A 25409-nucleotide genomic window follows, 5' to 3' on the forward strand; every position below is an offset into this window, starting at 1 on the left:
CTGGCAGCAGCCGTTTCGGCTACCGGCCAGTTCGTTCTGCCTCAAAAAAGCTAACAGCCAACAGCTAGCAGCTAACAGCTAAAACCACCATGTCCCCCACCCTCGTTCTGAGCCTCGTTGCGGGCTACTTCACCATTCTGATCGTCATTGCCCTGCTCACCTCGCGCAAGGCGACCAGTGAAAGCTTCTTCGTGGCCAACCGCAACGCGCCCTGGTACATGGTGGCGTTTGCCATGATTGGCACCTCTCTGTCGGGCGTCACCTTTATCTCGGTGCCGGGCATGGTGCAGTCGCAGGCCTGGAGCTACATGGCCGTGGTTTTCGGCTACCTGGTGGGCTACCTGGTAATCGGACTGGTATTAATGCCGCTCTACTACCGTCTGCGGCTGGTGTCGATTTACGGCTACCTGGAGCAGCGCTTCGGGTTCTGGAGCTACAAGACCGGGGCTTTATTCTTTCTGATTTCCCGGGCCGTGGGCTCGGCGTTCCGCCTCTACCTGGTGGCGGGCGTGCTGCAGCTGGCCGTGTTCGATAAGATGGGCGTGCCCTTTGCCGTGACGGTGGCCGTGAGCATTCTGCTGATCTACCTCTACACCTTCCGGGGCGGCCTGAAAACCATTCTGTGGACTGACACCTTCCAGACCATGGCCATGCTGCTGTGCGTGGGCGTGAGCATCTACCTGATTTCGTCGGAGCTGAACCTGGGCTTTGCCGAGCTGGTGCGCACCGTAAAGGAAAGCTCGATGTCGCAGATCTACTTCTCTGACTTTCGCGACGACAAGTTCTTCTGGAAGCAGTTTGCCTCGGGCGCCTTTATCACCATCGTGATGACCGGCCTGGACCAGGACCTGATGCAGAAGAACCTGAGCTGCCGCAGCCTGGGCGACGCCCAGAAAAACATGTTCTGGTTTACCATCGTGCTGGTGTTCGTGAACATCCTGTTCCTGACCCTGGGCGTGCTGCTGTATCAGTTTGCCGCTGCCAAAGGCATTTCCCTGACCAACGCCGAAGGCAAGGTGGTGGGCGACAACGTGTTTCCGCTGCTGGCCACCCAGCACTTCACCCTGTTTGCCGGCATCATCTTTATCCTGGGCATCATTGCCGTCACCTACGCCTCCGCCGACTCGGCCCTGACCGCGCTGACGACCTCGTTCTGCGTCGACTTTCTGGATATCCGCCAGTACCCGGAGGCCCGGCAAACCAAGCTGCGCCAGCTTACCCACTTTGGCTTCTCGGTGGTGCTCATCGTCATCATCCTGATCTTCAAGGCTCTCAACGACCAGAGCCTGATTACGGCCGTGTTCAAGGCGGCGGGCTACACCTACGGGCCGCTGCTGGGGCTGTTCTCGTTCGGCATCCTTACCCACCGTGGCCTCCACGACCGGCTGGTGCTGCCCGTCTGCGCCGCGGCCCCCATCATCACCTACATTATCAACGCCAACTCCGAAGCGTGGTTTAACGGCTACAAGTTCGGCTTCGAGATCCTGCTGCTCAACGGCGCGATTACCTTTCTGGCCCTGCTCGCCATTTCCCGCCCCGCCTCCACTCGCACCGCGGTTGCGGTTTAGTTGTCAGTTGTCCGTTGTTAGTTGTCAGGCCCTGTAACGACCTGACAACTAACAACGGACAACTGACAACGGACAATTAATCAGTACCTATGCTGTTCAGCCCGAACAACCTCTTTCTGCGCCGCCTGCCCGGCCGTCTTAAGTACGTTTTCCTGCGCTTTGGCCTGCACAACCTGCTGGGCTGGATTTTCTTCCCGATGTTCTGGCTCAGCCGCATGACCCAGCTGGGCGCGTGGGTGGCCCGGCACCGCCAGGTACCGTTCAACGACTTTCCCTCGGCCGTCTTCAACTACCAGAAGCGCTACGAGCTGTATAAATTCGTGCTGGAGCGCGAAAAGCTGGATGGGCCTATCAGCTACCTGGAGTTTGGCGTGGCGGCCGGAGACTCGTTCCGGTGGTGGGCTGCGCAGAACCAGCATCCCGACAGCCGGTTCCACGGGTTCGACACCTTCACGGGCCTGCCCGAAGACTGGGGCCTGTTCAAGAAGGGCGACATGAGCACCGGCAAGCAGATTCCGGAGATGAACGACGCCCGCTGCCAGTTCTACGCCGGTTTGTTTCAGCAGACCCTGCCCAGCTTTCTGCGCAGCACGCCTCTGACCCACCGTCGCGTCATTCACCTCGACGCGGACCTGTTCACGGCTACGCTCTACGTGCTGACCAGCCTGCACCCCTACCTGCAAAGCGGCGACATTCTGCTGTTCGACGAGTTCAACGTGCCTACCCACGAGTTTTCAGCCTTCACCGACTACTGCCGCTCGTTTTACGTGCAGACCGAGGTGCTGGCCGCCGTCAACAACTACTACCAGGTGGCCTTCCGGGTGCTGTAAAGCCTGCGGCGGGCGGGATAACGGGTAAGCGACGGGGCAAAAGGCACGGGCTGAATATCAGCTGACGGTATGGAGCCGGCCGCTTTGAAACCTGCGTATCTTTGTGGTCTGGCTGGTCGAAACTATTTACCCGCAACCAGCCTTTAGCTTGCTTGGGGCGGCTCTTTCCGGTCGCCCGCCCGGCTTTCACCTAACCTGCCTTATCCGCGTGAAACAACTGACTTTGCTGCTGTTCGTCCTGGCGGGCAGCCTAACGGCCCGGGCGCAGCAGCCCGCCGCCCCGGCCAAGCAACCCATTGAGCTCAAGCCCGGACAAGTGAAAGGCCAGCGCAAGCCGACCCCCAATCGCCCCGACGTGCCGCCCCAGTTCGTAGGCGGCGCCAAGGCCTTGGGCGAGTTTTTTCAGTTGAATGTAAAATATCCGGAGGCCGCCGGCGTCAAAAAGATTATGGGCAACGTGGTGACGGCCTTTACGGTGGAAGCCGACGGCCGCATCAGCAACCCTACGGTAGTAACGAGCCTGAGCCCGGAGTGTGACGCGGAGGCCCTGCGGGTGCTGGCCCTGATGCCCGCCTGGAAGCCCGCTACCCGCCGCGGTGAACCGATGCCCATCCAGGTGCGCCTGCCCATCCCTTTCGGCAACTCCTCGACCCTGGTGGTGGAAAAGCAGAAGGGCAAAGTAAAGTTTGAGTAGTTATTAGGGCGCAGCACGCAGGTCTTAGCCCGGGGAGGTCAGCCAGCCTACCCGTACCCTAAGGTCTACGATTCTAAGTCCCTAAGCCCTGAGAAATATGGCCCGTAGTGGAATAAATACCAGCGGTACGTCCCTTGAACCGGACGCACCGAAGAAGAAGATTACCAAGGAAAGCTTTCAGCAGGGGCTGCGGATCTTCCGGTTCGTGCTGCCCTACCGGGCCAAGTTCATTGTTGGGCTGCTGCTGCTCTTTCTGTCGAGTGCCACGTTCATGGCTTTTCCGTGGGTGGCCGGGAAACTGGTTGATGCGGCCACGGCAGCTTCCCTGGGCAAGCCGGCTCCCATGCTGCGCGGCTTCACGCTGAACGTCAATAATATTGCGCTGGCTCTGTTTGCTGTCATTGTACTACAGGGCATCTTTTCGTTCGGGCGCATCTGGTTTTTCACCCGGGTAAGCGAGTTTACCGTGCGCGACATCCGGCAGGGCCTATATGCCAAGTTCGTTAGCCTGCCGATTCCGTTCTTCGAGAAAAACCGCGTTGGTGCCATCACCTCCCGCATCACCTCCGACGTGTCCCAGATTCAGGACACTTTCTCCCTGACCCTGGCCGAGTTATTCCGTCAGGTTTTTACGCTTATCGGAGGCATCGTGCTGATTATGATTACCTCCTGGAAGCTGGCCCTGTTCATGCTGGCGACCTTCCCGGTGCTGGTGCTGGCGGCGCTGGTGTTTGGGCGCGGCATTCGCAAGCTGTCGAAAGCAACTCAGGAGGAACTGGCCAAGTCAAACGTGATTGTGGAAGAGACGCTGCAAGCCATCAACACGGTGAAGGCGTTTACGAATGAGCAGTTCGAGATTGGGCGCTACAACTATACGCTGGGCCGCACAGTGACCTTGGCGCTAAAAAGCAATCTGTACCGCGGCGCCTTTGTGTCGTTTATCATCATTGGCCTGTTCGGAGGCATTATTCTGGTCTTGTGGCGAGGTGCTACCCTGGTCAGCGCTACCGGCCCTGATCATCTGGAAGTGGGGCAGCTTATCGCCTTTATTCTCTACACCATGTTTATCGGGGCCTCGGTGGCCGGTCTGGGCGAGCTGTACGGCAAGGTGCAAAGCACGCTGGGCGCCTCGGAGCGGATTCTGGAAATCCTCGACGAGCCCACCGAGCCGACGCACCGCCCCCGCCTGACCGGCACCGCCCCCCTACAGGTGCGCGGCGACATCGACTACCAGAACGTGGCCTTCAGCTACCCCACCCGCCCCGACCTGCCGGTGCTTAAGGACATCAGCTTCGACATTCAGGCCGGCGAGAAAATTGCCCTGGTGGGCCCGAGTGGGGCCGGCAAAAGCACCATCGTGCAGCTGCTGATGCAGTTCTACGAGCTGAGCGCCGGCAAAATCCTGGTCGACGGGCACGACATCCGCCAGCTGGACCTTACCGAGCTGCGCAGCCACATCGGCATCGTGCCCCAGGAAACGCTGCTGTTCGGCGGCACCATCCGCGAGAATATCGCCTACGGCAAGACCGACGCCAGTGAGGCCGAAATCGTGGCGGCGGCCCGCAAAGCCAACGCCTGGCAGTTCATCAGCTCGTTTCCCGAAGGACTGGATGCCGTGGTAGGCGAGCGGGGCATCAAGCTGTCGGGCGGACAGCGCCAGCGCATTGCCATTGCCCGCGCCATCCTGAAAAACCCCGCCATCCTCATCCTCGACGAAGCCACCTCGGCCCTCGACTCCGAAAGCGAGAAGCTGGTGCAGGGCGCCATGGACGAGCTGATGAAAGACCGGACCAGCATCATCATTGCCCACCGTCTGAGCACCATCCGCAAAGTCGACAAGATCCTGGTGATTGAAGGCGGCCGGATCGTGGAGCAAGGCACCCACGAAGAGCTGAGCAACAGCGACAATGGCCTGTATGCCAACCTGCTCAAGCTACAGTTTGAGTTAAGCTGATTTGTCTAGAGCTGTTAGCAGCTGGCTGTTGGCTGATAGCTTTTTGCAGAACCAAGCCGATGAGAGCTTTTTGACTATGAGTCACCGGTCACGCAAAAAAATGAAAAAGGGCGGAGCGGGACTCCGCCCTTTGCATTCTACCTTATGCCTACCTTAAGGCGGCTACCTCAGACATTACCCCTCATGAGGTCGTCCATTAAAACCGATACCGCAGGGCAGCTGCGCTAATCCTTATCCTCGTGCCGATCCAGATTGCGCCCTCTACCGTTTCCTTCACCGAATTTGAAGCCATTCACCAGGAGCAGCAGCGGCGGCGCTATCCGGAACTGAAGGCCCCGAAGCCGGCTTCCTCCGACTCCTGGAAAGGTATGTTTCGGCGTTGGGCGGTGCTGCTGGTTTCCTCAGCGACCATCACGTACTGGGCCGGCGGAAACTGGTTTTCCTGGGTGGTAACAGCCACCGTCTTCTCCGTGCTGGGTTTGCTGTACCAGCGCTGGGAGTACCGCCGCGCCTTCCGGCAGCAACCCAGCGTGCAGCAGCCGACCAGCTTTACTGTCGAACCGGCGGGCATCACCGTGCATGAAAGCGGCGGGGCCCGTTTTTTTCGCTGGACGGACTTCTACCGCGTGGAGCCCGTGCAGCACTGGCTTTTGCTTTACACTTCGGTGGAACACTGCTACTACCTTAACCTGGACCTGGTACAGCCGCCCGCTACCCGGGCTGACCTGCTGGCCCTGCTTCCAGGCCTGCCGGTGCCGGCCCGGCAGCTTTAGCCAATGCCGGCGCTCCTGGCAGCCAGCCGGAGAAACCTACGGTGTAAATCCCGGAACAACGTGCCCAGAAAATGCAGCGGATGAGCTGGATTTCTCTATTTTTACTCGTCCAACTCACACATTTCCCTTACTATGATTTCCTCTTCCGTTTTGACGTCTTCGCGCGCTGCCGGCGCTACCCTGCTGGTGAGCGGCCTGCTGCTTGCTTCGGCTGCCCAGGCCCAGATCAGCACGCCCGCTGCCAGTCCCAAAAGCACCGTGACCCAGCGCGTAGGCCTTACCGACGTTACCATCACCTATTACCGCCCCAGCGCCAAGGGCCGCACCATCTACGGTACGGTGGTTCCCTTCGGCAAGCGGTGGCGCACCGGCGCCAACAGCACGACCACCATCAAGTTTTCCGACGACGTGACGCTGGAGGGCAAGAAGGTACCGGCCGGTGAGTACGGCATCTACACCATTCCCAACAAGACGGAGTGGCTGGTGGTGCTGAACAAGAGCACCAAGCAGGGCGCCGACGTCGACAACTTCAAGGACGACCAGGACGTGGCCCGTTTCTCGGTAAAGCCTTACAAGCTGGGCAACACCGTCGAAACGTTCACCATCGGCTTCTCCGACCTTACCCCCGCCACGGCCAACATCGATATCCAGTGGGCCCTGACCGGCGTTAAGTTCAAGCTGGCAACCGATGTGGACCCCAAGGTAATGGCCCAGATTGATGAGAAAGTCATCAAGGGAACGGCAGCCACGGCCAACGACTACGCCGCTGCCGCCGTGTATTACTATGAAAACAACAAGGACATGAAGCAGGCGCTGGAGTGGATTCAGAAAGCCAATGCGAATGACCCCAAGTTCTGGAACCTGCACCACGAGGCCAAAATCAAGATGAAGATGAAGGACTACAAGGGTGCCATGGCCTCGGCCGAGCAATCGCGCAAGCTGGCCCTCGACGCCAAGAATGCCGACTACGTGAAAATGAACGAAGACCTGGCGGCCGAAGCCAAAAAGAACAGCGGCGCCAAGTAGCGGGCAGCGGCAGCCGGTACGCTCCAGGCCGCCGCTCGTTCTGCCAGTCAAATGCAAAAAGCCCCTTCCTTAACGGTTGGGGCTTTTTTGCTTTCGGGTGCTCGTGCGGCGCCGGCTCTGCTGCCCGGTTTCTTACGCCGCGTCAACCATTTTTTCGGCTGTTCCGGGCAGCAGGGCCTGGAGTAGCGCACCCAGCAGCATCACCAGCGCGCAGCCGATGATGTTGTACCAGAGGTAGGCTACGTCGGTCTGCCAGAACAGCAGGAAGATGATGGCCTGGGTAATCAGCGCAGCCAGAAATACGGCCCGGCCGCCGATGCTTTTCAGAAAGAAGGCCACCACGAAAATACCCAGAATGGTGCCGTAGAACAGGGAGCCCAGGATGTTGACGGCCTGGATCAGGTTTTCCATTCGGGCGGCAAACAGGGCGAATCCGATGCCCAGGACGCCCCAGGTGATGGTGGCCCAGCGCGAGGCCCGCACGTAGTGCTGCTCATCTACCCGCCGGCGCACATTGGGCTGGTACAGGTCGATGATGGTGGTGGACGCCAGCGCGTTGAGGCCGGCAGCGGCGCTGCTCATGGCCGCGCACAACACCACCGCAATCAGCAGCCCTACCAGGCCGTGGGGCAGGTAGCGGAGCACGAAGCTCAGAAACACGTAGTCGGTGTCCTTGGCTTCGGCGGTGGGCACAGCCTCCTTGACCAGGGCGTTCAGGTCGGTGCGCACTTGCTTTAGGGAGGTAGTGGCCGCGTCGAGCTGCTGCTGGGCGGCCTGCTGGGCGGCCTGGTCGTTGGTGCGCAGGGTGCGGATAAGCTGCCCGGCCGCGGCCTGCTGGGGCGCAAAGAGCGCCGTCTGGCGCTGCTCGAGGGCCCGCAGCGCCGCCGCGTGGGTGGGGCTGGCGGAGAGCTGCTCCTGCACCGGGCGGTTGAAGGTAAGCGGGGGTTGGTTGAACTGGTAGAACACGAACAGCAGCACCCCGATCAGCAGAATGCCAAACTGCATCGGAATCTTGACCAGGCCGTTGAACAGCAGCCCCAGCCGGCTTTCGGTGATGCTCTGCCCGGCCAGATAGCGCTGCACCTGGCTTTGGTCGGTGCCGAAGTACGAAAGAGCCAGGAACAGCCCGCCGGTCATGCCGGTCCAGAAGTTGTAGCGGTCCTTGGGGTCGAAGTGAAAGTCGACGAGGTTGAGCTTGCCCTGGTGCCCGGCTAGGCGCATCGCGTCGCCGAAGCCGACGTCGGCCGGCAGGTAATGCACGAGCAGAAAGCCCGCCACTACCATGCCGGTGAAGATAATGGCCACCTGCCCCTGCTGGGTTACGGCCACGGCCCGGGTGCCGCCGGTCACGGTGTAGCTGATCATCAGCCCCCCGATCAGCCAGACCGTCAGGCTCACGTTCCACCCCAGAATAGCCGACAAAACCAGGGCCGGGGCGTAGAGGGAAAGGCCGTTGCTCAGCCCCCGCTGAACCAGAAACAGCAAGGCCGCCAGGGTGCGGGTGGGGCGGCCGAAACGGGTTTCGAGGTACTCGTAGGCCGTAAAAACCTGGAGCCGGTGGTAAAGCGGCACGGCGAAGATGGCAATCAGCACCATGGCGACCGGCAGGCCAAAGTAAAACTGAATAAAGCGCATCCCGTCGTCGTAAGCCTGGCCCGGGGTGCTCAGAAAGGTGATGGCCGACGCCTGGGTGGCCACGATGCTCAGCCCGATGCCCCACCAATTGGCCTGCCGCCCGCCGAGCAGGTAGGCATCCAGGGAGCGGCCGGCCTTGCGGGTGCGCCAGGTGCCGTAGCCCACGATAAACGCCAGGGTGCCCGCCAGCACCAGCCAGTCGAGCCCGCTCACGCGAAGGAATGAGTTAAGTACACGAAAAGCCCGATTTCCGAGCCCAGCGCAGCCAGCACCAGCCAGTACCACGCCCGCCACGACGGCAGCAACGGCGGTTTCTCAGTTTCAGCAGCAGTGGGCACGGGCGGGAGGGGTTGGTGGGCAGGATAGGCTGGCAAGTTAGGTTCTCCTTGCGTGATGTTGGGCGGTAAAACTCCCCTCCTTATTTTCAAATCCCGCGCATCAAGCGGCGTGGGTACCCGAAGGGCGGGGTGATTAAGTTGTTGGCGATATTAGCTCATGGCTTTTAGCTGCTGACCTTTTTAGTTGTCATCCTGAGCCTGCGAAGGACCTTATCAGGATCAAACGAGTCATTGCTTGGCTATTCGTTCGACTGATTGTCGTTCTGCGGTGCTAAGGTCCTTCGCTCTGCTCAGGATTACGTTCTGAATAAACAACGTCAGCAACGACGTCAACCACCCCAGCCGCGCCTTCGGCACGGCATCCCCCTCCTCAGCTGAGGAGGGGAGGTTCCGATTTTTACTTTCCCTTCTGCTGGCCCAGCTCAATCATGTTTGTGAACAGGCGGTAGGCCCCGGGCACGCCGGCAGGCAGCTCCCGGAAAAACGACAGACCGGTGTAGATGTAGTGGCCCTTGCCGTAGTCGGCCACGAGGATGGCGCTTTCCTTGGCTTTTTCCCCGGGGTCCTGGGAGCTGATGATGGTCTGATACTTGGGGTCCCAGGAGCTGGGGTAGTACAGGCCCTGCTCCTGCTGCCAACCTTCGAAGTCCTTGCTCGTAATCTTATTGGGCACGTTCAGCAGCGGGTGCTGGGGCTTGAGGAAGGTGACGGGCGCGTTTTCCACCGTTACGCGGTCAGAGGAAAGCTTCAACGGGTAGGGTCCGATTTCGGGCAGCACCGTGCCCCGGCTCACGGTGTACTGCACGATGACGGTACCGCCCTTCTCCACGTACTCCAGCAGCTCTTTTTGCTGGTACTTCAGCCGGTCGAGGGTGTTGTAGGCCCGCACGCCCAGCACCACCGCGTCGAAGCGCTTCAGCCGGTCGGCATTGAGGTCTTCGGCCTTGAGCATCGACACGCTGTAGCCGAGCTGGCGCAGGGCGTCGGGAACCTCGTCGCCGGCACCCATCAGGTAGCCGATTTCCTGGGCCTTGCGCTTCAGATCCAGCTTCACGAGCGGTGCCACAGCCTCGGGAAACAGCGTCTGGACCGGAATGTGGGGGTAGTTGATGGTCTGGATGCCCCGGCTGTAGGGCTGCCCATCGAGCGTAGCCACGGCCCGGAGCTGGCCGGCGCTTTCATTTTTGCCGGTGGGCTGCACCTGGAAGGTCACGGTGCGCTCCTCGTCCTTGTTTTTGATGTCGAACGGAATGCTGGCCGGCTCCACCTTCCAGCCCGCCGGCACCTGCAGCACCACGGTGCCTTTGGCATCAGCGCGGCCGGCTTTCAGCGTGACGGGAACGGTCTTGGGCTGGTTTTCAGCGAAGATGTATGCTTGTCCGCCAATGTTGACCGCTACGGGCGGCACGACAGTCAGGGGCTGATACAACTCACCCAGCACCGGGTCCGTGCGCTTGTATTGAACGGGTATGGTCAGATTCAGTGAAAAATCACTGTTTCCTACCCTCAAGCTTAGGTTTGCAGCAACGGCAGCAAGATTTTCAGGCTGACCAATCAACTGTTGGCGTACCAAAAACTGGTTGGGCGTCTTCTCTGCTGATATATGGGCTTGGGTTGCTTCCGCTCTGGTTTTGTAAGAAGAACTCCTGTCACTATCGTAACCTATAGGGATCTTCTCAGGAACCATATACATCCCTACTGTTCCACTCTCCCGCAACCAATAAGGTTGTGACTCCTGAACAAAAAGAGGTATCAACTGGCGCTTTGTAATGCGTAAGGGCTTATCCAGCTTGAAAGCATCTTGAACGATGGTGTCACCTCCAACTGACCGTGGGGAACTGGTTATTGAAGTGAGTCCTACCGGAACGCTGGAACGGTTTATCAAATCATACGTCACCTCCACGGGCTGTCCAACCGTCGCCGTTGCCGTGTTAGTTGTTGCTTCGACGTAAAGACCCAGTGCAGCCTGAATCAGATTCTCTATCTGCTTCACTTTCTGCCATTTCCAAAATTCACCAGTTGCTACATCGGGAGCTAAAGGCTGATAGGTAGCTGAATACCCGGTACCGGCGGCTGGCTGCAAGTTATCAACAGCCGCCCGAACCTTCAGCAGCCCTGTCACTGAAGCAGCCGGGTTGCTCGGGTCATACTTCCGAATTACCTCGTCAATGAGCTTGCCCACAGCGGCGCCACCTTTTACCCGGTTCCAGCTCTGGTCGATGCCCTCGAACGGGTCTTTACTGGCTTTGTCGCCTTTCACCTGCTGCAGATACTCCAGCGCCTCGCCCCGGGTAGCGGCTGAGCCGAAGCCCTGGCTGCGGTGCTGGGAGCGGCTGCGGGCGGCAATTTCGCCGTAGCTCTGGCCCAGCAGCGGGTTGAAGCCGCCCGCGTCGAGCTTGAGGTAGCCGTCCATATTCTCGCCGGGCTTCACGAAAAACGAGCCGGTGTTCCAGAACAGCCGCTTGGGCTGCCATACATCCACGTACTTCAGCTGCTCGGGAAACCGCTTGGGGTCCCCGGCGGCGTCGAAGGCTTCGGCAGCCAGGATGGCGGAGGCGGTGTGGTGGCCGTGCCCGGCCCGGGCGTCGGGTGGAAAGCGGGTGATGAGCACGTCGGGGCGGCGCTGGCGGATAACCCAGACCATGTCGGCCAGCACCTGCTCCTTGTCCCAGATGGTGAACGTCTCCTCCGCCGTCTTGCTGAAGCCGAAGTCGTTGGCGCGGGTGAAAAACTGCTTGCCCCCATCAATGCGGCGGGCCGCTAGCAGCTCCTGGGTGCGAATCACGCCCAGCTGCTCGCGCAGCTCCGGCCCGATCAGGTTCTGGCCCCCGTCGCCGCGGGTGCAGCTCAGGTAGCCGGTTTCGAGCAGGCGGCCATTGGCCAGGTAGGAAATCAGGCGGGTGTTCTCATCGTCGGGGTGGGCGGCAATGTACAGCACCGAGCCCAGCACGTTCAGCTTCTTGAGCCCGAGCAGGATCTCCGACGAGGTATAGGTTTTGGGTGCCTGGGCCAAGGCGGCAAGCGGCAGCAGCAAGGCCAGCAGCAGCGGGCGAAGAAAGCGGGTCATACAAACGAAACCGGTTAGGGCCGCGAAGTTACCGGAAACCCGCGCAGCCTTACTACGCCGCCGCAAGCTTGTCCGGGGGCAAAACCCGGCTAGTGGCCGCAGTTGAGACACTCAGCCGGGGAGTGGGCAGTTGTCATAACCACGAAATCAGGTCCCAAGCAAACAACTTTCCTACTCGCGCCGGCGTCTTTGCCCCGGTGGCGCGCTATCCGTACATACACCGGTCGGCCGTGAGAATTTCTTCGCCCCGGTCCTTATCCCTTTTGGGCTGAACACGTTTCAGGCTCACCCCCTCTTCTACTCTACCTGGTTCATGACGCTCGTTTTCCGCCCCTGGCCCACCTTGCTACTGACCGCCGTGCTGCTGCCCGCCGCCGGCCTTGCCCAATCCACCACCGCGCCGCCGCCCGTAGCTGCGCCCCAGTGGCACCTGCTCGACCCGCTGACTTCTCCGGTGCAGGGCATCAGCGCCGACCGCACCTACCAGGAATTGCTGGCCGGCCGGGCCTCCGCCCAGGTAGTGGTGGCCGTTATCGACGCCGGCATCGACTCGGTGCATCAGGATCTGAAGCGGGTGCTGTGGAAGAATACCCGGGAGCTGGTGGGCAACGGACAGGACGATGACCGCAACGGCTACGCCGACGACGTGCACGGCTGGAGCTTTCTGGGTGGCAAGGATGGCCGCAACGTGGATGTCGACACCTACGAGGACACCCGCCTGATGGCCCGCCTTAAGCCGTTGTACGCCGGCAAAACCCGCGCAAAGCTGAAGCCCGCCCAGCAAAAAGAGTACGACCTCTACAAGAAGGTCGAGAAAACCTACCAGCAAAAGCTGACCGAGGCCACCACGAACTACCAGCAGTACAGCGCGCTGTACGGGCAGTACGGGGCCGGCTTCGACAAGATCAAGCAGGCCCTGGGCGTACCATCCCTGGATACGGCCACGCTGCGCCGGGTCCGGGCCACCGACCCGGAGCTGCAGAACACCGCGACCGGCCTCTACGAAAACCTGAAAGCCGGCGGCTTCGCCAGTACCGATGCCCTGGTGGCCGAGCTGAAGGAGTACGTGGACGACCTGAAAAGCCAGCTCGACTACTCGCTTAACCTGAACTTCAACCCCCGCCCCATCGTGGGCGACAACTACGCCAACGTGAAGGAGCGGGCCTACGGCAACGCCGACATGCACGGCCCCGACCCCTCGCACGGCACCCACGTGGCCGGCATCATTGGCGCCGACCGCACCAACACCCTCGGCGTGCGGGGAATTGCCGACAACGTGCTGCTGATGGCCGTGCGGGCCGTTCCCAATGGGGATGAGCGCGACAAGGACATTGCCAACGCCATTCGCTACGCCGTCGACAACGGCGCCCAGATCATCAACATGAGCTTTGGCAAGTACTACTCGCCCCAGCGCGTGGCCGTGGAAGACGCCATCCGCTACGCGGCCAGCAAAAACGTGCTGCTGATTCACTCGGCGGGCAACGAAAGCAAGGACCTCGACGTGGAAACCCAGTACATCTCGCCCCGCTACCTCAACGGCACGGTCATTCCAAACATGATTACGGTAGGCGCTTCAGCCGCCGAGGCCAATGAGCGCCTGGCCGCCGACTTCTCGAACTACGGTAAGAAGAGCGTCGACGTATTCGCGCCCGGCGTGCAGATCTACTCCACCCTGCCCGGCAGCACCTACGGCAACAAGAGCGGCACCAGCATGGCAGGGCCGGTGGTGGCCGGCATGGCCGCCGTGCTCAAGTCGTACTACCCCCAGCTTACGGCTATTGACCTGAAACGCATTATTCTGCAGTCGGCGGTGCCCAACCATACCCAGGTTCTCCGGCCCGGCACCAAGAAAACGGTGGACTTCGCCCAGCTTTCCAGCACCGGCGCCATTGTAAACCTCTACCAGGCGGTGCTGCTGGCACAGAAAGAGGCGAAGTAGCTTTTCAACAGCCGCCTTTACAGCCTTAGCTGCGCTGACTGCTTTACCTGAAAAAGCCCCGCTTCCGGCAGCCGGAAGCGGGGCTTTTGGCAGATGGGCCGGTAAGTATTCGGCCGGACACCACTTTAGCCCAGGCGGGCCAGCAGCTCCTCTACCTGTCGTTCCAGGCGGGTGACCCGTTCTTCCATCGTCGACGGGGGCCGCAGGTGGGTGGTGAAGACAGCCTTTACCTCCCAGATTTCCAGGGCCTGATCGAGGGCAAACTCCTCGGTGCCATAGTCGGGGTTGTCGGCCCGCAGCTTCAACACGTTGTTGGGCAGCCGCTCCGACAGGCGGCGCACCAGCAGGCGGCTCTGGGTGACAAACGCATAGATGCGCAAAACCTTGAGGCTGGGGGCCGCCAGGTCCACGCGGCGGCAAAGCACCACGTCCTGGTGGCGCAGGCCCTGCTGCTGGTGCTGCATTTCGGCCCCCACAATCTCAAACGCACGGGTGGCGGGCCCGAGGCTGTGCGGAAATGTCAGGGGCGGCAAAGCATCCAGAAAGGACGTGTCGTGGTGCTGCACAATGTACTCGAGCAGGCGGGCGGCCGGTACGAAGGGCGTTACGCCGGCCTGCTGATCGGCTTTGGCCAGTGGCCGGGGGGCTGGCTCCGGGGCTGACTGCTTCTGGTAGATGTCGAAATGGTAAAGCTCATTTACCGTCAACTCTTTTGTTAGTAGCAAGTCAACAGACAAGCCAAAATGTTGAGCAATCTGAATCAGCGTCTCCATTTTTGGCTCCGACCGACCTTCCTCATAAGCACCTACACTGGGCCGGGCTAAGTTGAAAAGCTCCGCAAAAGCCGCCTGGCTAAGCTTTTTGACGGTTCTGATCTTGCGAATGTTCTTGCCGATGTACGACATGCAACAATATTTATTTTGCTCAAACCTTGAGCCGATCTAAAACTTTGAGTATTCTTGTGCCGTAAAGCTAGCACATAACCCGCATACGAATTCCCGCCTCGCTATTTTTTTGAGCCACCTCTTCTCCTACCGCCTTGCGGCAACACTCCGTCCGGCCCGACTCTCTGTCATTTCCCTTACCTTATTCTATGGTCAACGACTACTTTCCTAAAATTCAGGGCTACCTGCTGGAGCTGGGCTTCGAGATTCACCACGTCGACGAGGCGAGCAACCTGCTGGTGGTAAGCAAGCCGGAGCTGGGCATCGACCATCTGGTGCTGGGCTGCGGGGAGCCGCTGCTGATTATGGAGCAGTACCTGCTGGACCTGCCGGCGCCGAGCTGCGAGGTTTATCAGCGCCTGCTGCAGAAAAACCGCGACATCATCCACGGCGCCTTTGTGCTTGATGAGTCGGGCCGCAAGGTCATCTTCCGCGACACCCTGCAGCTGGAGCACCTCGACCAGCCCGAGCTGGAGGCCGTCTTCAACTCCCTGGCACTCCTGCTGAGCGAGTTCAGCGACGAGCTGATTGCGTTTTCTAAACCGGGTTTTGGGGGCTTGGGGTCTTAGGGTCTTGGTTGACGTTCATACAGATACGGACTACTCCACAGGCCCATCCTGAATACCAACCAAAATCCAAGACCCCAACCACCTAAGACCCTAAAAGCCTAAAAGCCATGAACCTCTTCAACCGCATTTTCAAGATCGGCCAGGCCGAAGCACATTCCGCCGTCAACCAGCTCGAAGATCCTATCAAGATGACCGAGCAGGGCCTGCGCGACCTGCGCCAGGACCTCGATAAGGCCCTGCATGCCCTGGCCGAGGTGAAAGCCCTGGCCATCCGGGCCCGCAACGATGCCGAAACCGAGCGCAGCCGCGCCCTGGAGTACGAAAGCAAGGCCGTGCTGCTGCTGCAGAAGGCCCACCGCCAGGAGCTGGACCCGTCCGAAGCCGACCGCCTCGCCACCGAGGCCCTGCTGAAGAAAGCCCAGCACGACTCCCAGGCCGCCCGCACCGCCCAGGACCAGGAAAAGTTTGAGGCCTCGGCCCAGCAGCTCGACCAGAACGTGCAGCAGCTCAAGCAAACCATCAGCCAGTGGGACAACGAGCTGAAAACCCTGAAAGCCCGCGTCACGGTAAGCACCGCCACCAAAACCATCAACCAGCAGCTGGCCCAGCTCGACTCGTCGGGCACGGTAGCTTTGCTCGAGCGGATGAAGGAAAAGGTGGCCGCCGAGGAGGCCCTGGCCGAGTCGTACGGGCAGATTGCCCAGGAAAGCCGCACCATCGACCAGGAAATCGACAAGGCCCTGGGCAGCGGCGCCGGCAAGGCGGGCGAAGACCTGAAGGCTCTCAAAGCCCGCCTCGGCATTCAGGAGCAATAGCCGCCGATTTATACCGCCTGACTTACCTTTCTACCATTCATAAGCACCTCTCTAGCTACCTTTCAACCTCCACCTATACTGTATGACGGAGCTCCTCCACGCAGCCGTTTCTCCACCTAACCTGGCTCCTACCGCGCTGCTGGTGTTTGTGCTGCTGTACTGGCTGACCGTCATCCTGGGCTTGCTCGACTTCAAGACGCTCGACGTCTCCACTGAGCACCACGCCGACCTGGGCCACCATGCCCACGCCGGAGCCGATGCTGCCACGGGCGTAGCCTGGCTAAACCACGCCCTGGCCTTTTTCAACCTGGGCCGTCTGCCGCTGATGGTGTTTGTAAGCTTCGTGGCGTTGCCGCTGTGGGTGGGCAGCATTCTGCTGAACTACTACCTGGGCAACACCACCCTCCTGCTCGGCCTGCTGCTGTTGCTGCCGTTGCTGATCGGTAGCCTGCTGGTCGCTAAAATCCTGACTACCCCCTTCGTTCGCCTGTTTGCGGCCCTGGAGAAAAACCAGGACAGCGGGGCCCAGCCCCTGGGCAAGGTGTGCACGGTGCTGCTGCCCCCCACCGGCGCCCAGCTTGGGCAAGCCAGCGTGCGGCTGCTCAACGGCGCCCCGCTGATGCTCACCGTGCGGGCTGCCTCCACGGCCGCGCAGTTCCGCAAAGGCGACTCCGCCCTGGTCATCGATTACGACGCCGCCCGCCGCTGCTACCTGATTGAGTTTTACGACGCGAGCTAAGCGAGCTGCCAATGCCCAAGCCATCAGAACCCGGTCCCTGGAGCAGATTCTTCGTGGCCGTGGAAGCCCTATGCTCGGTCCTCGACGTGGTGCTGAGCATCCTCAGCCATTTCGACTAAGCTTTCTGTCCGGCGGCAATTCACCTGGCCCGGCCTCAACGGCTGGTATTACCACCCTTTTGGCGTAAGTTGCGGGAATATCATGTTCCCGGACTCCATCTTTTTCCACGTCCAATCCTCTTCTTCCTGAATCTACCTCTACTCCTACAACCATGTTAGAACAACTTTCCCTGGCGGTGATTGTCATCGTCGCCGTGCTGCTGCTGGGCCTGATTGCCATAGTGGTGAAAATGTACCAGAAGGCCGTGCAGGGCGAAGCGCTGGTGCGCACCGGCCTCGGCGACACGAAAGTGTCGTTTAGCGGCATTTTCGTTTTCCCGGTGCTTCACAAGCTGGAGGTGATGGACATCACCCTGAAGAACATGGTGATTTCCCGGGCCGGCTCCGAGGGCCTGGTCTGCAAAGACAACCTGCGGGCCGACGTGAAGGTGAACTTCTTCGTGCGCGTCAACAAAACCCACGACGACGTGGTGCAAGTAGCCCAGAGCATCGGCTGCCGCCGCGCCTCCGACCCTTTGGCCCTGGAAAACCTGTTCGACGCCAAGTTCTCCGAAGCGCTGAAAACCGTGGGCAAGCAGTTCGACTTTATCGAGCTCTACAACTCCCGGGAGCAGTTTAAGCTGGAAATCCTGCGCATCATCGGCACCGACCTGAATGGCTACGTGCTCGACGACTGCGCCATCGACTACCTTGAGCAAACCCCGCTGGCCGCCCTGAACCAGGATAACATCCTCGACGCGGAAGGTATCAAGAAGATTGTGGCCCTGACCTCGGAGCAGAAAATCCAGGCCAACTCGATTGCCCGCGAGATGCAGAAGACCATCAAGAAGCAGGACGTGGAAGCGCAGGAAACCATCCTGCAGCTCGACAAGCAGCTAATCGAAAACCAGGAAAAGCAGAAGCGCGAAATCTCCAACATCCGCGCCCGGGAGCTGGCCGAAACCGAGAAGGTGCAGCAGGAGGAAAAGCTGAAGTCGGAACGGTCGCGCATTACCACCGAAGAGGAAGTCGGCATTGCCGAGCAGAACCGCGACCGGCAGGTGCTGGTGGCCGAGCGCAACAAGCAGCGCACCGACGCCGTGGAAACCGAGCGGGTAGCCCAGGCCAAAGCTCTGGAAGCCAACGAGCGGGAGCGGATTGTGGCCCTGGCCCAGATTGAAAAGGAAAAGGCGCTGGAAGAAGAGAAAAAGAACATCCAGACCATCATCCGAGAGCGAATCGTGGTGGAGAAAGCCACGGTACAGGAAGAAGAGAAAATCAAGGATACCCGCGCCCAGGCCCAGGCCGAGCGCGAAAAGCTGGTGGCCGTTACCGCCGCCCGGCAGCAGGCCGAAGCGGCTACCGTGAGCATGGTCGGCAACGCCGACATGGAAAAGCAGGCCGCCGAGTACCGCGCCAAGCAGGCCCTCATCGACGCCGAGGCCGAAAAGGCTGCCGCCGAGTTCAAGGGGCAGGCCATTCGCACCCTGGCCGAAGCCGAAGCCAGCAAAGCCACGGCCGTCGGCCTGGCCGAAGCGCAGGTGATGCAGGCCAAGGCCACCGCCCGCCAGAAGGAAGGCGAAACCGAAGCCAACGTGCTCCAGCTCACGGCCACCGCCGAGGCCCAGGCCATTCAGGCCAAAGCCGGTGCCCAGGCCGAAGCCGACGAGAAGCTGGGCTTGGTAGCCGCCAAGATCAGCCGGGAGAAAGGCTTGGCCGACGCCGACATCATCGAGGCCCGCGCCGACGCCGACCAGAAAAAGGGCCTGGCCGAAGCAGCCGTGTCGGAGCAAAAGTTTGCCGTGGAGGCCAAGGGCATCGAAGCCAAGGCTGATGCCATGAAGAAGCTCGACGGCGTGGGCAAAGACCACGAGGAGTTCAAGCTCCGCCTCGACAAGGACAAGTCGGTGGAGCTGGCTCAGATCAACATCCAGAAAGACATTGCCGCGTCACAGGCCGAGGTTATCGGCGAAGCGCTGAAAGCCGCCAAAATCGACATCGTGGGTGGCGAGACGATGTTCTTCGACCAGATCATCGGCTCCATCACCAAGGGCAAGATGGTGGACCGTACGGTGCACAACTCCGAGGTGCTGGGCACGGTGAAGGACGCCTTCTTCTCCACCGACGGGGGCGGCGACTTCAAAACCAACCTGCGCCGCTTCGTGGACCAGTTCGGGCTGAGCTCCGAGGAAATCAAGAACCTGAGTGTATCGGCCCTGCTGCTGAAGATGATGAACAAGGCCGGCGACGACGCCACCCGCTCCACCATCACCGAGCTGGCCAGCACCGCCACCGCCCTGGGCATCGGCGACAAGCCGGCCAAGATGCTGGAGCTGCGCTGACCCCTGACTATCCTATAAGCTAGGACTAGAAACTAGCTCCCCTCCTCAAATGGGGAGGGGTTGGGGGTGGTTGACCCACGCGTCTGAACGAATACTAATCTTAGACTATAGTTCTAGCTTTTCAACCACCCCTAGCCCCTCCTTATCTAAGGAGGGGAACTGGGCTCTAGCTCTAGCCAAATAGTTATGCCAGCACCTGATCTGAACAAGCCGCCAACTACTACCCGGCAAGCACTCGGCCTGGTGCTTGGGCTGGTTTTCTGCATTGCCCTCTCGGCCGGCATCATCTACTTCGTCATAACGAAAAGTGCTGAAAAGCGAGAGGCAATCCTGAAAAACCCGGGCTATACCGCGGGCATTATTACCCGGGTCAGAAGATTCAAGGGTAAGCGAATATCGGTGCAGTATACCGTGGGAGGCGTAGCCTATTCTATTAGAACAAGGGTGCCCGCCGCCTTTTTGCGCACCCACCAAAAAGGGGATACGACTGCCGTTATTTACTCAAAAGCTGATCCGGCAAACGCCGTTCTGAAGGTCAAGCTGCGGTCTTCAACCAACTAGTAAGCCGTTCTTTTCTCCTGGTAAGGGTTTGTGCCCTGCCCCCCTATGGAAGCTCAAGCCCCCACCCAACTCGAAACCGGCACCTACGAAATCCTGCGCCAGCGCCTGCAGAAAAGCAGCGCCGACCTGCGCCAGCGCCTCGACACGCTCAACGCGGAGCGCAAGCAGGTATTTGGGGCCGTCGATACCCGCTTGCTGGGCACCGGCCGCATCACCACCGAAAACAACTGCGTGCCCTGGGACATGGTGCCGGTGGGCCGGCGGTTCCTGTTCGGCTACAACGTGGTACTGGGCCTCAAAGCCGAGCCCGACCTGGCCGACGTGCTGGGCGTGTACGAGTACGCCGACCATGACTTCCGCCCCCAAGGCCCGGAGCTGCTACAGCACCCGCAGTTCCTGGAGGAGTTTCGCAACCTCTACCGCTACTACAAGAACACCCAGTTCGTCAAGTTTGCCCTGATCGGGCCTCACCTGTTCATGGTGTTCCGCATCGGCAAGAGCAGTACCGACGTGAAGACGTTTAAGTGGCTGGTGCAGGGCGACGCGCTGACGTACCTCGACAACCGCTCCGACCACGAGTACACCTTTCCGGCCCAGCACGAATTCCAGTGGAAGCGCGCCACCCGCGACATGCAGCGCGGCGGCAAGCACCCTCACGTCAGCATTGAGGACAAGGTGTTCGTGGAAACCGTGGGCGGCGACCTGACCATCAAGGTTGAGGACAACACTGCCACCGGGCAGGGCATTCTGAGCGAGCCGGTCGACAACAAGGACCAAACCCTCGACGACTCGGAAATCTACTACGCCGTTATCGGCAACCTGATCCTGCTGCGCATCCGGCCCTACCAGGAAACGCAGTACCGCCACTTTATCTTTAACCACAAGCTCCAGCAGGCCCAGCGCCTTGATGCCCTGGCCGACGCCTGCGTGCTGCTGCCCGACGGCCAGGGCCTGATCTTTCCCCACGGCTTTTACCTGCAGACCGGCGCCGCCAAGCTGTTCGACAACGGCCTGCGCGAGATGCTGTTTGAGAAGCGGCTGGTGTCGCCCAACGGGGAAGACTTCCTGTACGTGTTCTACAACCGCGACCAGGGCACTTACCTGCTGCTGAGCTACAACCGCATTGCCCAGCGCGTCGATAACCCTATCGTGTGCCACGGCTACGCCTTGTTTGAGAACGGGGAGCTGTGCTACTTCCGCGCCGACGACGAGCCCAAAAAGCACCACGCCGTGCAGATCTGGCAGACGCCCTTCACCGGACCCGACTTCCAGCTGCCGGTCACCTCCGACTCCTACCTCTACAAGCTCGGCAACAAGGAGATTGTGCGGGCCATGAGCGAGGTGCAGGAAGTGCTGACTCTTACCGGCAAGGACGACTCCTACGCCGGCCTCTACCTCGACCTGATCCGCCAGACCACTGCCCTGACCGATGCCTACCACTGGCTGGCTGAGCCGGCAGCCCAGGCCATGGCCGGTCCGCTAAGCGAAATCCGCCAGACGGCCACCGCGGCCGTGGAAGAGTTTGAGAAGGTGCAGAGCATCCGCAAAAGCACCGTGCAGCAAACCCAGTCAGTGTTTCAGAAGGCCGACGACCTGACCGGCCGGATCCGCCGCAGCGCCCCCGACTCCGTCACGGAGTTCGTGCAACTGCTGGGCGAGCTGCGGGCCGTGCGCGGGGAAGTCATTTCGCTAAAGGAGTTGCGCTACGCCGATGTACCAGCGGTGGAAGTGCGGGCCACCGGCCTCGAAGCGCTGAGCAAGGAGGTAGCCGCCCAGACCGTGGACTTCCTGCTGCGCCCCGACGCGCTGGCGCCCTACGCGGTGCGGGTGCAGGCTATTGAGGAAGCCGTAAGTCAGGTCCAGAAAACCGTGGAAGCCGACGAGCGGGAGCGGGAAACGGCCACCGTGGCCCAGGAGCTGGAGCTGCTGATTGAGGTCGTCGGCAACCTGCCCATCCCCGACCCCACCCAGACCACGGCCATCATCGACAACATCTCGGCCGTGTACGCCCGCTTCAACCAGATCCGGGCGGCGCTGAAGCGGCGGCGCCAGACCCTGGCCGGCACCGAGGCCCAGGCCGAATTCACGGCCCAGCTCAAGCTGCTCGACCAGGCCCTGACTAACTACCTCGACCTGGCTGACGCGCCCGCCAAGTGCGACGAGTACCTGACCAAGCTGATGGTGCAGCTCGAAGAACTGGAAGGCCGCTTTCCCGACTTCGACCAGTTCCTGGGCCAGCTGGCGACTAAGCGGGAACAGGTGTACGAGGCGTTTGAGTCGAAGAAGGTGGCGCTGGTAGCCGCCCGCAACCAGCGCGCCACCGCCCTGCTGCAGTCGGCCGAGCGGCTGCTGAAGGCAGTGCAGACCCGCCTGGGCCGGCTGGAGTCGGTGGCCGACATCAACGGCTACTTCGCATCCGACCTGATGGTGGAAAAGGTGCGCAACACCATGGCCGAGCTGCTCAAGCTGGGCGACGCGGTAAAGGCCGACGACGTGCAGAGCCGGCTGAAAACCCTGCGCGAGGACGCCGTGCGCCAGCTCCGCGACCGGGCCGACCTTTACGCCGACGGGGGCCAGACCCTGCGCTTCGGTACCCACGCCTTTACCGTCAACACCCAGCCGCTGGACCTGACGGTGGTTTTGCGCGACGGCACGCTGCACTACCACCTGACCGGCACCAACTTCTTCCAGCCCATCACCGACCCGGCCGTGCTGTCGGCCCGCCCGGTGTGGGAGCAGACGGCGGTATCCGAAAATGAAGACGTGTACCGGGCTGAGTTTCTGGCCTGGCGCATCCTGCAGGCCGCCCAGCGCCCGGCCCCGGCCGATGCCGAAACCGGCCGCGCCGCCGTGCTGTCGGTGACCGAACTATCTCATTTGAGCGCGCCGGAGCTACTGGCTTACGTGCAGCGGTTTATGGCTTCGCGCTACCAGGAAGGCTACCTGAAGGGCGTGCACGACCACGACGCGGCCCTGCTGCTCGCAGCCCTCGTGCGCCTCACCCGCACTGCCGACCTGCTGCGCTACCCGGCCACGACCCGGGCCGCGGCCAGCCTGTTCTGGCTGCGCTTTGCCCATCCCGACCAGCGCGCCCACTGGCAGCGCCAGCTCCAGGGTATCGGCGTGCTGCTCCAGGTGTTTCCCGACTCCCAGGAGTTCGACGAGCTGAAAGACGAGCTGCAGGCGGCCGTCAATGCCTTTGCCGCGGCAACCGGCCTGTTCACGCCCGCCGAGGTGGCTGAGGCCGGCGAGTATCTGTTCCACGAGCTGACCCACACCGGCACGTTTATTATTGCCGCCGAAGCCGCCGAGCTGTACCAGCAGTTTCAGAAGTCCCTGCACGAGCGCCAGGCAACGGAGCTGTTTCAGCAGTCGGTAGCCGGCCTGCAGGACCAGCCCGCCGCCCAGCTCCCTCTGATCCGGCAGTGGCTCCAGGCGTACCTGCGCCAGGCCCCGGCCGCGGCTACGCTGGCCGACTTCTGCAACGAGTGCGCCGTGCTGCTGGCTACCGACACCTTTGAAACGGCCCGGGTGGTGCACACCCCCCTGCGCGAGACGCTCACCGGTTTCCAGGGCGCCCACGCCCGCATCGTCACGAACAGCAGCCAGCAGCCCGCCACCAACGAGTACCATCTCGACTTTCCGGACCTGCGGCGCCGCCTGCTGGCCTATGACCAGGCCACGGTACCCCAGTTTGAGGCGTTTCAGGAGCTGAAGAAAAGCCTGCTGGCCCGGGCCACCCAGGAGCTGCGCCTCGAGGACTTCCGCCCCCGGGTGCTGACTTCCTTTGTCCGCAACCGCCTGATCGACCAGGTGTACCTGCCGCTGATCGGGGCCAACCTGGCCAAGCAGATCGGGACGGCCGGGGAAGGCAAGCGCACCGACCTGATGGGTTTGCTGCTGCTGATTTCCCCGCCCGGCTACGGCAAAACCACGCTGATGGAGTACGTGGCCAACCGCCTGGGCCTGATCTTTATGAAAATCAACGGCCCCGCCATCGGGCACGCCGTTACGAGCGTCGACCCCGAGCAGGCGCCCAACGCCGGCGCCCGGCAGGAGCTGGAAAAGCTGAACCTGGCCTTCGAGATGGGCGACAACGTGATGATCTACGTCGACGACATCCAGCACTGCAATCCCGAGTTTCTGCAGAAGTTCATCTCGCTCTGCGACGCCCAGCGCAAGATCGAGGGCGTGTACCAGGGCCGGGCCCGCACCTACGACTTCCGGGGCCGCAAGGTATGCGTGGTCATGGCCGGCAACCCCTACACCGAAAGCGGGGACGTATTCCAGCTGCCCGACATGCTGGCCAACCGCGCCGACATCTACAACCTGGGCGACATTCTCACGGCCGGCTCCGAGGAGGCCTTCCGCCTTTCCTACCTCGAGAATGCCCTGACCAGCAACACGGCCCTGGCCCGGCTGGCCACCCAAAGCCCCCAGGACGTGCCCACCCTCATTCTCCTGGCCGAAACCGGCTCCTCCGACGGCCTCAGCTTCGAGGGCAACCACTCGCCGGAAGAGCTGAACGAGTACGTGGCCGTGCTGCAGAAGCTGCTGCGCCTGCGCGACGTGGTGGCCCGGGTGAATGCCGCCTACATTGCCTCCGCCGCCCAGGCCGACGCCTACCGTACCGAGCCCCCGTTCAAGCTCCAGGGCTCCTACCGCAACATGAACAAGCTGGCCGAGAAAGTGCGTCCGGTAATGAACGAAGCGGAAATCGAGCAGCTGCTGGCTTCCCACTACGAAAGCGAAGCCCAGACCCTGACCAGTGCCACCGAAGCCAACCTGCTCAAGCTCCGCGAGCTGCTCGGCTGGCTCACGCCCGAAGAAGTTGCCCGCTGGGCGGCCATCAAGGAAACGTACGTCAGCAACCTGCGCAACTCCGGGGCCGGGCAGCTGCTGCAGATGCTCGATAAGCTGGAAAGCATTGCCGGCGGGCTGAGCGGCATCCGCGAGGTGCTGAAGCGGGAGTAGACAGATTCATAACCTTTTATCTGAATGAACCCTATTGATATTATCAAAGCAAAGCGCAGTCATTCAGCTCGCTTAGCAAATCAACAAGGTGCGGCCGGAGAAATACGTGCGTTGGAGAATATGGGCAACTGGGTACCAAGGCCCCTCGGCAAAGGCTTAAAGGTATTGCTGGCAGTTCTGCTGGAAACGGGCATCCATATAAAAGCCAGCAGCTTCGATGCCATTGAACTTCCTGATGCCCAGGAGCTGGATTTCCTGGATAGTGACCAAGTTCGGAGCCTGCTCCCGGATATGGTATTTATCGAGATAAAAACGGCGAACCATCCCCGGGTCAAAGCAGACTTTTCAGGATTCTTTTTTGCTTTAACCGAAAGCGAAATAGCTGCTGCGGAAGCTCTAGGGTCGCGTCACCGGGTTGTCTTGCGCAATAATCTCACGGATGTTATGCTGCTAACTTCGGTCCCAGAGATTCTGCACAAGGCAAAATCGTCCAGTTGGCAGTTGTCGGTGCAACTGTAGCTACCTAGCTAGTACCAGTCAACT

General features: G+C 61.0%; 18 protein-coding genes. 14 read left to right on the forward strand and 4 right to left on the reverse strand.

The features are described from left to right. Window positions 1-89 precede the first annotated feature (89 nt). The 6 genes from LJY25_RS16935 to LJY25_RS16960 all read left to right on the forward strand — a co-directional run bounded on the left by LJY25_RS16935 (window position 90) and on the right by LJY25_RS16960 (window position 6845). Window positions 90-1568, forward strand: coding sequence for a sodium:solute symporter (locus LJY25_RS16935; RefSeq protein ID WP_227609644.1), 1479 nt, complete (start codon window positions 90-92; stop codon window positions 1566-1568). An 89-nt stretch (window positions 1569-1657) separates the two neighbouring features. After that, on the forward strand, window positions 1658-2398 hold the full coding sequence (locus LJY25_RS16940; RefSeq protein WP_227609645.1) for a class I SAM-dependent methyltransferase: 741 nt from the start codon (window positions 1658-1660) through the stop codon (window positions 2396-2398). 208 nt (window positions 2399-2606) lie between these two features. Next, a complete protein-coding gene (locus tag LJY25_RS16945) occupies window positions 2607-3092 on the forward strand; it encodes an energy transducer TonB (protein WP_227609646.1) in 486 nt (161 codons plus the stop codon). Between the two features lie 97 nt (window positions 3093-3189). Further along, window positions 3190-5046 (forward strand): ABC transporter ATP-binding protein, encoded by a 1857-nt coding sequence (locus tag LJY25_RS16950; RefSeq protein ID WP_227609647.1) that lies wholly within the window; start codon window positions 3190-3192, stop codon window positions 5044-5046. 239 nt (window positions 5047-5285) lie between these two features. Further along, window positions 5286-5819, forward strand: a complete 534-nt coding sequence (locus LJY25_RS16955) for a YcxB family protein (RefSeq protein ID WP_227609648.1) — start codon at window positions 5286-5288, stop codon at window positions 5817-5819. Between the two features lie 132 nt (window positions 5820-5951). Further along, the gene (locus LJY25_RS16960; protein WP_227609649.1) at window positions 5952-6845 is read left to right on the forward strand and encodes a DUF2911 domain-containing protein; all 894 of its coding nucleotides are present in this window, start codon (window positions 5952-5954) and stop codon (window positions 6843-6845) included. A gap of 132 nt (window positions 6846-6977) precedes the next feature. On the opposite strand, the gene LJY25_RS16965 is transcribed toward LJY25_RS16960, so the two are convergent. From LJY25_RS16965 to LJY25_RS16970, 3 genes are all read right to left on the reverse strand, one after another. Continuing rightward, window positions 6978-8693 carry a sodium:solute symporter gene (locus LJY25_RS16965; protein ID WP_227609650.1) on the reverse strand — a complete coding sequence of 572 codons (1716 nt, stop codon included), beginning with the start codon at window positions 8691-8693 and terminating at the stop codon, window positions 6978-6980. Next, complete coding sequence (locus LJY25_RS21290) at window positions 8690-8818, reverse strand: hypothetical protein (protein WP_262908834.1); 129 nt, start codon at window positions 8816-8818, stop codon at window positions 8690-8692. The genes LJY25_RS16965 and LJY25_RS21290 overlap by 4 nt, the downstream gene beginning before the upstream one ends. A gap of 397 nt (window positions 8819-9215) precedes the next feature. Next, window positions 9216-11885 (reverse strand): PIG-L deacetylase family protein, encoded by a 2670-nt coding sequence (locus LJY25_RS16970; RefSeq protein WP_227609651.1) that lies wholly within the window; start codon window positions 11883-11885, stop codon window positions 9216-9218. Window positions 11886-12198: 313 nt separating this feature from the next. On the opposite strand from LJY25_RS16970, the gene LJY25_RS16975 reads away from it, so the two are divergent. Continuing rightward, entirely contained in the window at window positions 12199-13824 is a 1626-nt protein-coding gene (locus LJY25_RS16975; protein WP_227609652.1) for a S8 family peptidase, read from the forward strand. 125 nt (window positions 13825-13949) lie between these two features. On the opposite strand, the gene LJY25_RS16980 is transcribed toward LJY25_RS16975, so the two are convergent. Next, window positions 13950-14729, reverse strand: coding sequence for an XRE family transcriptional regulator (locus LJY25_RS16980; protein ID WP_227609653.1), 780 nt, complete (start codon window positions 14727-14729; stop codon window positions 13950-13952). A 188-nt stretch (window positions 14730-14917) separates the two neighbouring features. On the opposite strand from LJY25_RS16980, the gene LJY25_RS16985 reads away from it, so the two are divergent. The 7 genes from LJY25_RS16985 to LJY25_RS17015 all read left to right on the forward strand — a co-directional run bounded on the left by LJY25_RS16985 (window position 14918) and on the right by LJY25_RS17015 (window position 25385). Next, window positions 14918-15337, forward strand: coding sequence for a CesT family type III secretion system chaperone (locus LJY25_RS16985; RefSeq protein ID WP_227609654.1), 420 nt, complete (start codon window positions 14918-14920; stop codon window positions 15335-15337). Between the two features lie 107 nt (window positions 15338-15444). Next, the gene (locus LJY25_RS16990) at window positions 15445-16152 is read left to right on the forward strand and encodes a PspA/IM30 family protein (RefSeq protein WP_227609655.1); all 708 of its coding nucleotides are present in this window, start codon (window positions 15445-15447) and stop codon (window positions 16150-16152) included. 82 nt (window positions 16153-16234) lie between these two features. Next, window positions 16235-16891 carry a hypothetical protein gene (locus LJY25_RS16995; RefSeq protein ID WP_227609656.1) on the forward strand — a complete coding sequence of 219 codons (657 nt, stop codon included), beginning with the start codon at window positions 16235-16237 and terminating at the stop codon, window positions 16889-16891. Window positions 16892-17162: 271 nt separating this feature from the next. Then, window positions 17163-19331: a flotillin family protein gene (locus LJY25_RS17000; RefSeq protein WP_227609657.1), complete on the forward strand. Its 2169-nt coding sequence runs from the start codon at window positions 17163-17165 to the stop codon at window positions 19329-19331. A 186-nt stretch (window positions 19332-19517) separates the two neighbouring features. Beyond that, window positions 19518-19892: a DUF3592 domain-containing protein gene (locus LJY25_RS17005; protein WP_227609658.1), complete on the forward strand. Its 375-nt coding sequence runs from the start codon at window positions 19518-19520 to the stop codon at window positions 19890-19892. A gap of 45 nt (window positions 19893-19937) precedes the next feature. Continuing rightward, complete coding sequence (locus LJY25_RS17010; protein WP_227609659.1) at window positions 19938-24866, forward strand: DNA repair ATPase; 4929 nt, start codon at window positions 19938-19940, stop codon at window positions 24864-24866. 24 nt (window positions 24867-24890) lie between these two features. Continuing rightward, window positions 24891-25385: a hypothetical protein gene (locus LJY25_RS17015; RefSeq protein WP_227609660.1), complete on the forward strand. Its 495-nt coding sequence runs from the start codon at window positions 24891-24893 to the stop codon at window positions 25383-25385. Window positions 25386-25409 lie beyond the last annotated feature (24 nt).

It is taken from the genome of Hymenobacter translucens (assembly GCF_020685205.1).
GTDB lineage: Bacteria > Bacteroidota > Bacteroidia > Cytophagales > Hymenobacteraceae > Hymenobacter > Hymenobacter translucens.

Bases quoted from the DNA above. Each gene is read 5' to 3' on its own strand.
- LJY25_RS16950 (WP_227609647.1), top strand. From the start codon at position 3,190: ATGGCCCGTAGTGGAATAAATACCAGCGGTACGTCCCTTGAACCGGAC.
- LJY25_RS17010 (WP_227609659.1), top strand. From the start codon at position 19,938: ATGGAAGCTCAAGCCCCCACCCAACTCGAAACCGGCACCTACGAAATC.
- LJY25_RS16990 (WP_227609655.1), top strand. From the start codon at position 15,445: ATGAACCTCTTCAACCGCATTTTCAAGATCGGCCAGGCCGAAGCACAT.
- LJY25_RS16975 (WP_227609652.1), top strand. From the start codon at position 12,199: ATGACGCTCGTTTTCCGCCCCTGGCCCACCTTGCTACTGACCGCCGTG.
- LJY25_RS17000 (WP_227609657.1), top strand. From the start codon at position 17,163: ATGTTAGAACAACTTTCCCTGGCGGTGATTGTCATCGTCGCCGTGCTG.
- LJY25_RS16985 (WP_227609654.1), top strand. From the start codon at position 14,918: ATGGTCAACGACTACTTTCCTAAAATTCAGGGCTACCTGCTGGAGCTG.
- LJY25_RS16935 (WP_227609644.1), top strand. From the start codon at position 90: ATGTCCCCCACCCTCGTTCTGAGCCTCGTTGCGGGCTACTTCACCATT.
- LJY25_RS16995 (WP_227609656.1), top strand. From the start codon at position 16,235: ATGACGGAGCTCCTCCACGCAGCCGTTTCTCCACCTAACCTGGCTCCT.
- LJY25_RS17005 (WP_227609658.1), top strand. From the start codon at position 19,518: ATGCCAGCACCTGATCTGAACAAGCCGCCAACTACTACCCGGCAAGCA.
- LJY25_RS16970 (WP_227609651.1), bottom strand. From the start codon at position 11,885: ATGACCCGCTTTCTTCGCCCGCTGCTGCTGGCCTTGCTGCTGCCGCTT.
- LJY25_RS16960 (WP_227609649.1), top strand. From the start codon at position 5,952: ATGATTTCCTCTTCCGTTTTGACGTCTTCGCGCGCTGCCGGCGCTACC.
- LJY25_RS17015 (WP_227609660.1), top strand. From the start codon at position 24,891: ATGAACCCTATTGATATTATCAAAGCAAAGCGCAGTCATTCAGCTCGC.
- LJY25_RS16980 (WP_227609653.1), bottom strand. From the start codon at position 14,729: ATGTCGTACATCGGCAAGAACATTCGCAAGATCAGAACCGTCAAAAAG.
- LJY25_RS16940 (WP_227609645.1), top strand. From the start codon at position 1,658: ATGCTGTTCAGCCCGAACAACCTCTTTCTGCGCCGCCTGCCCGGCCGT.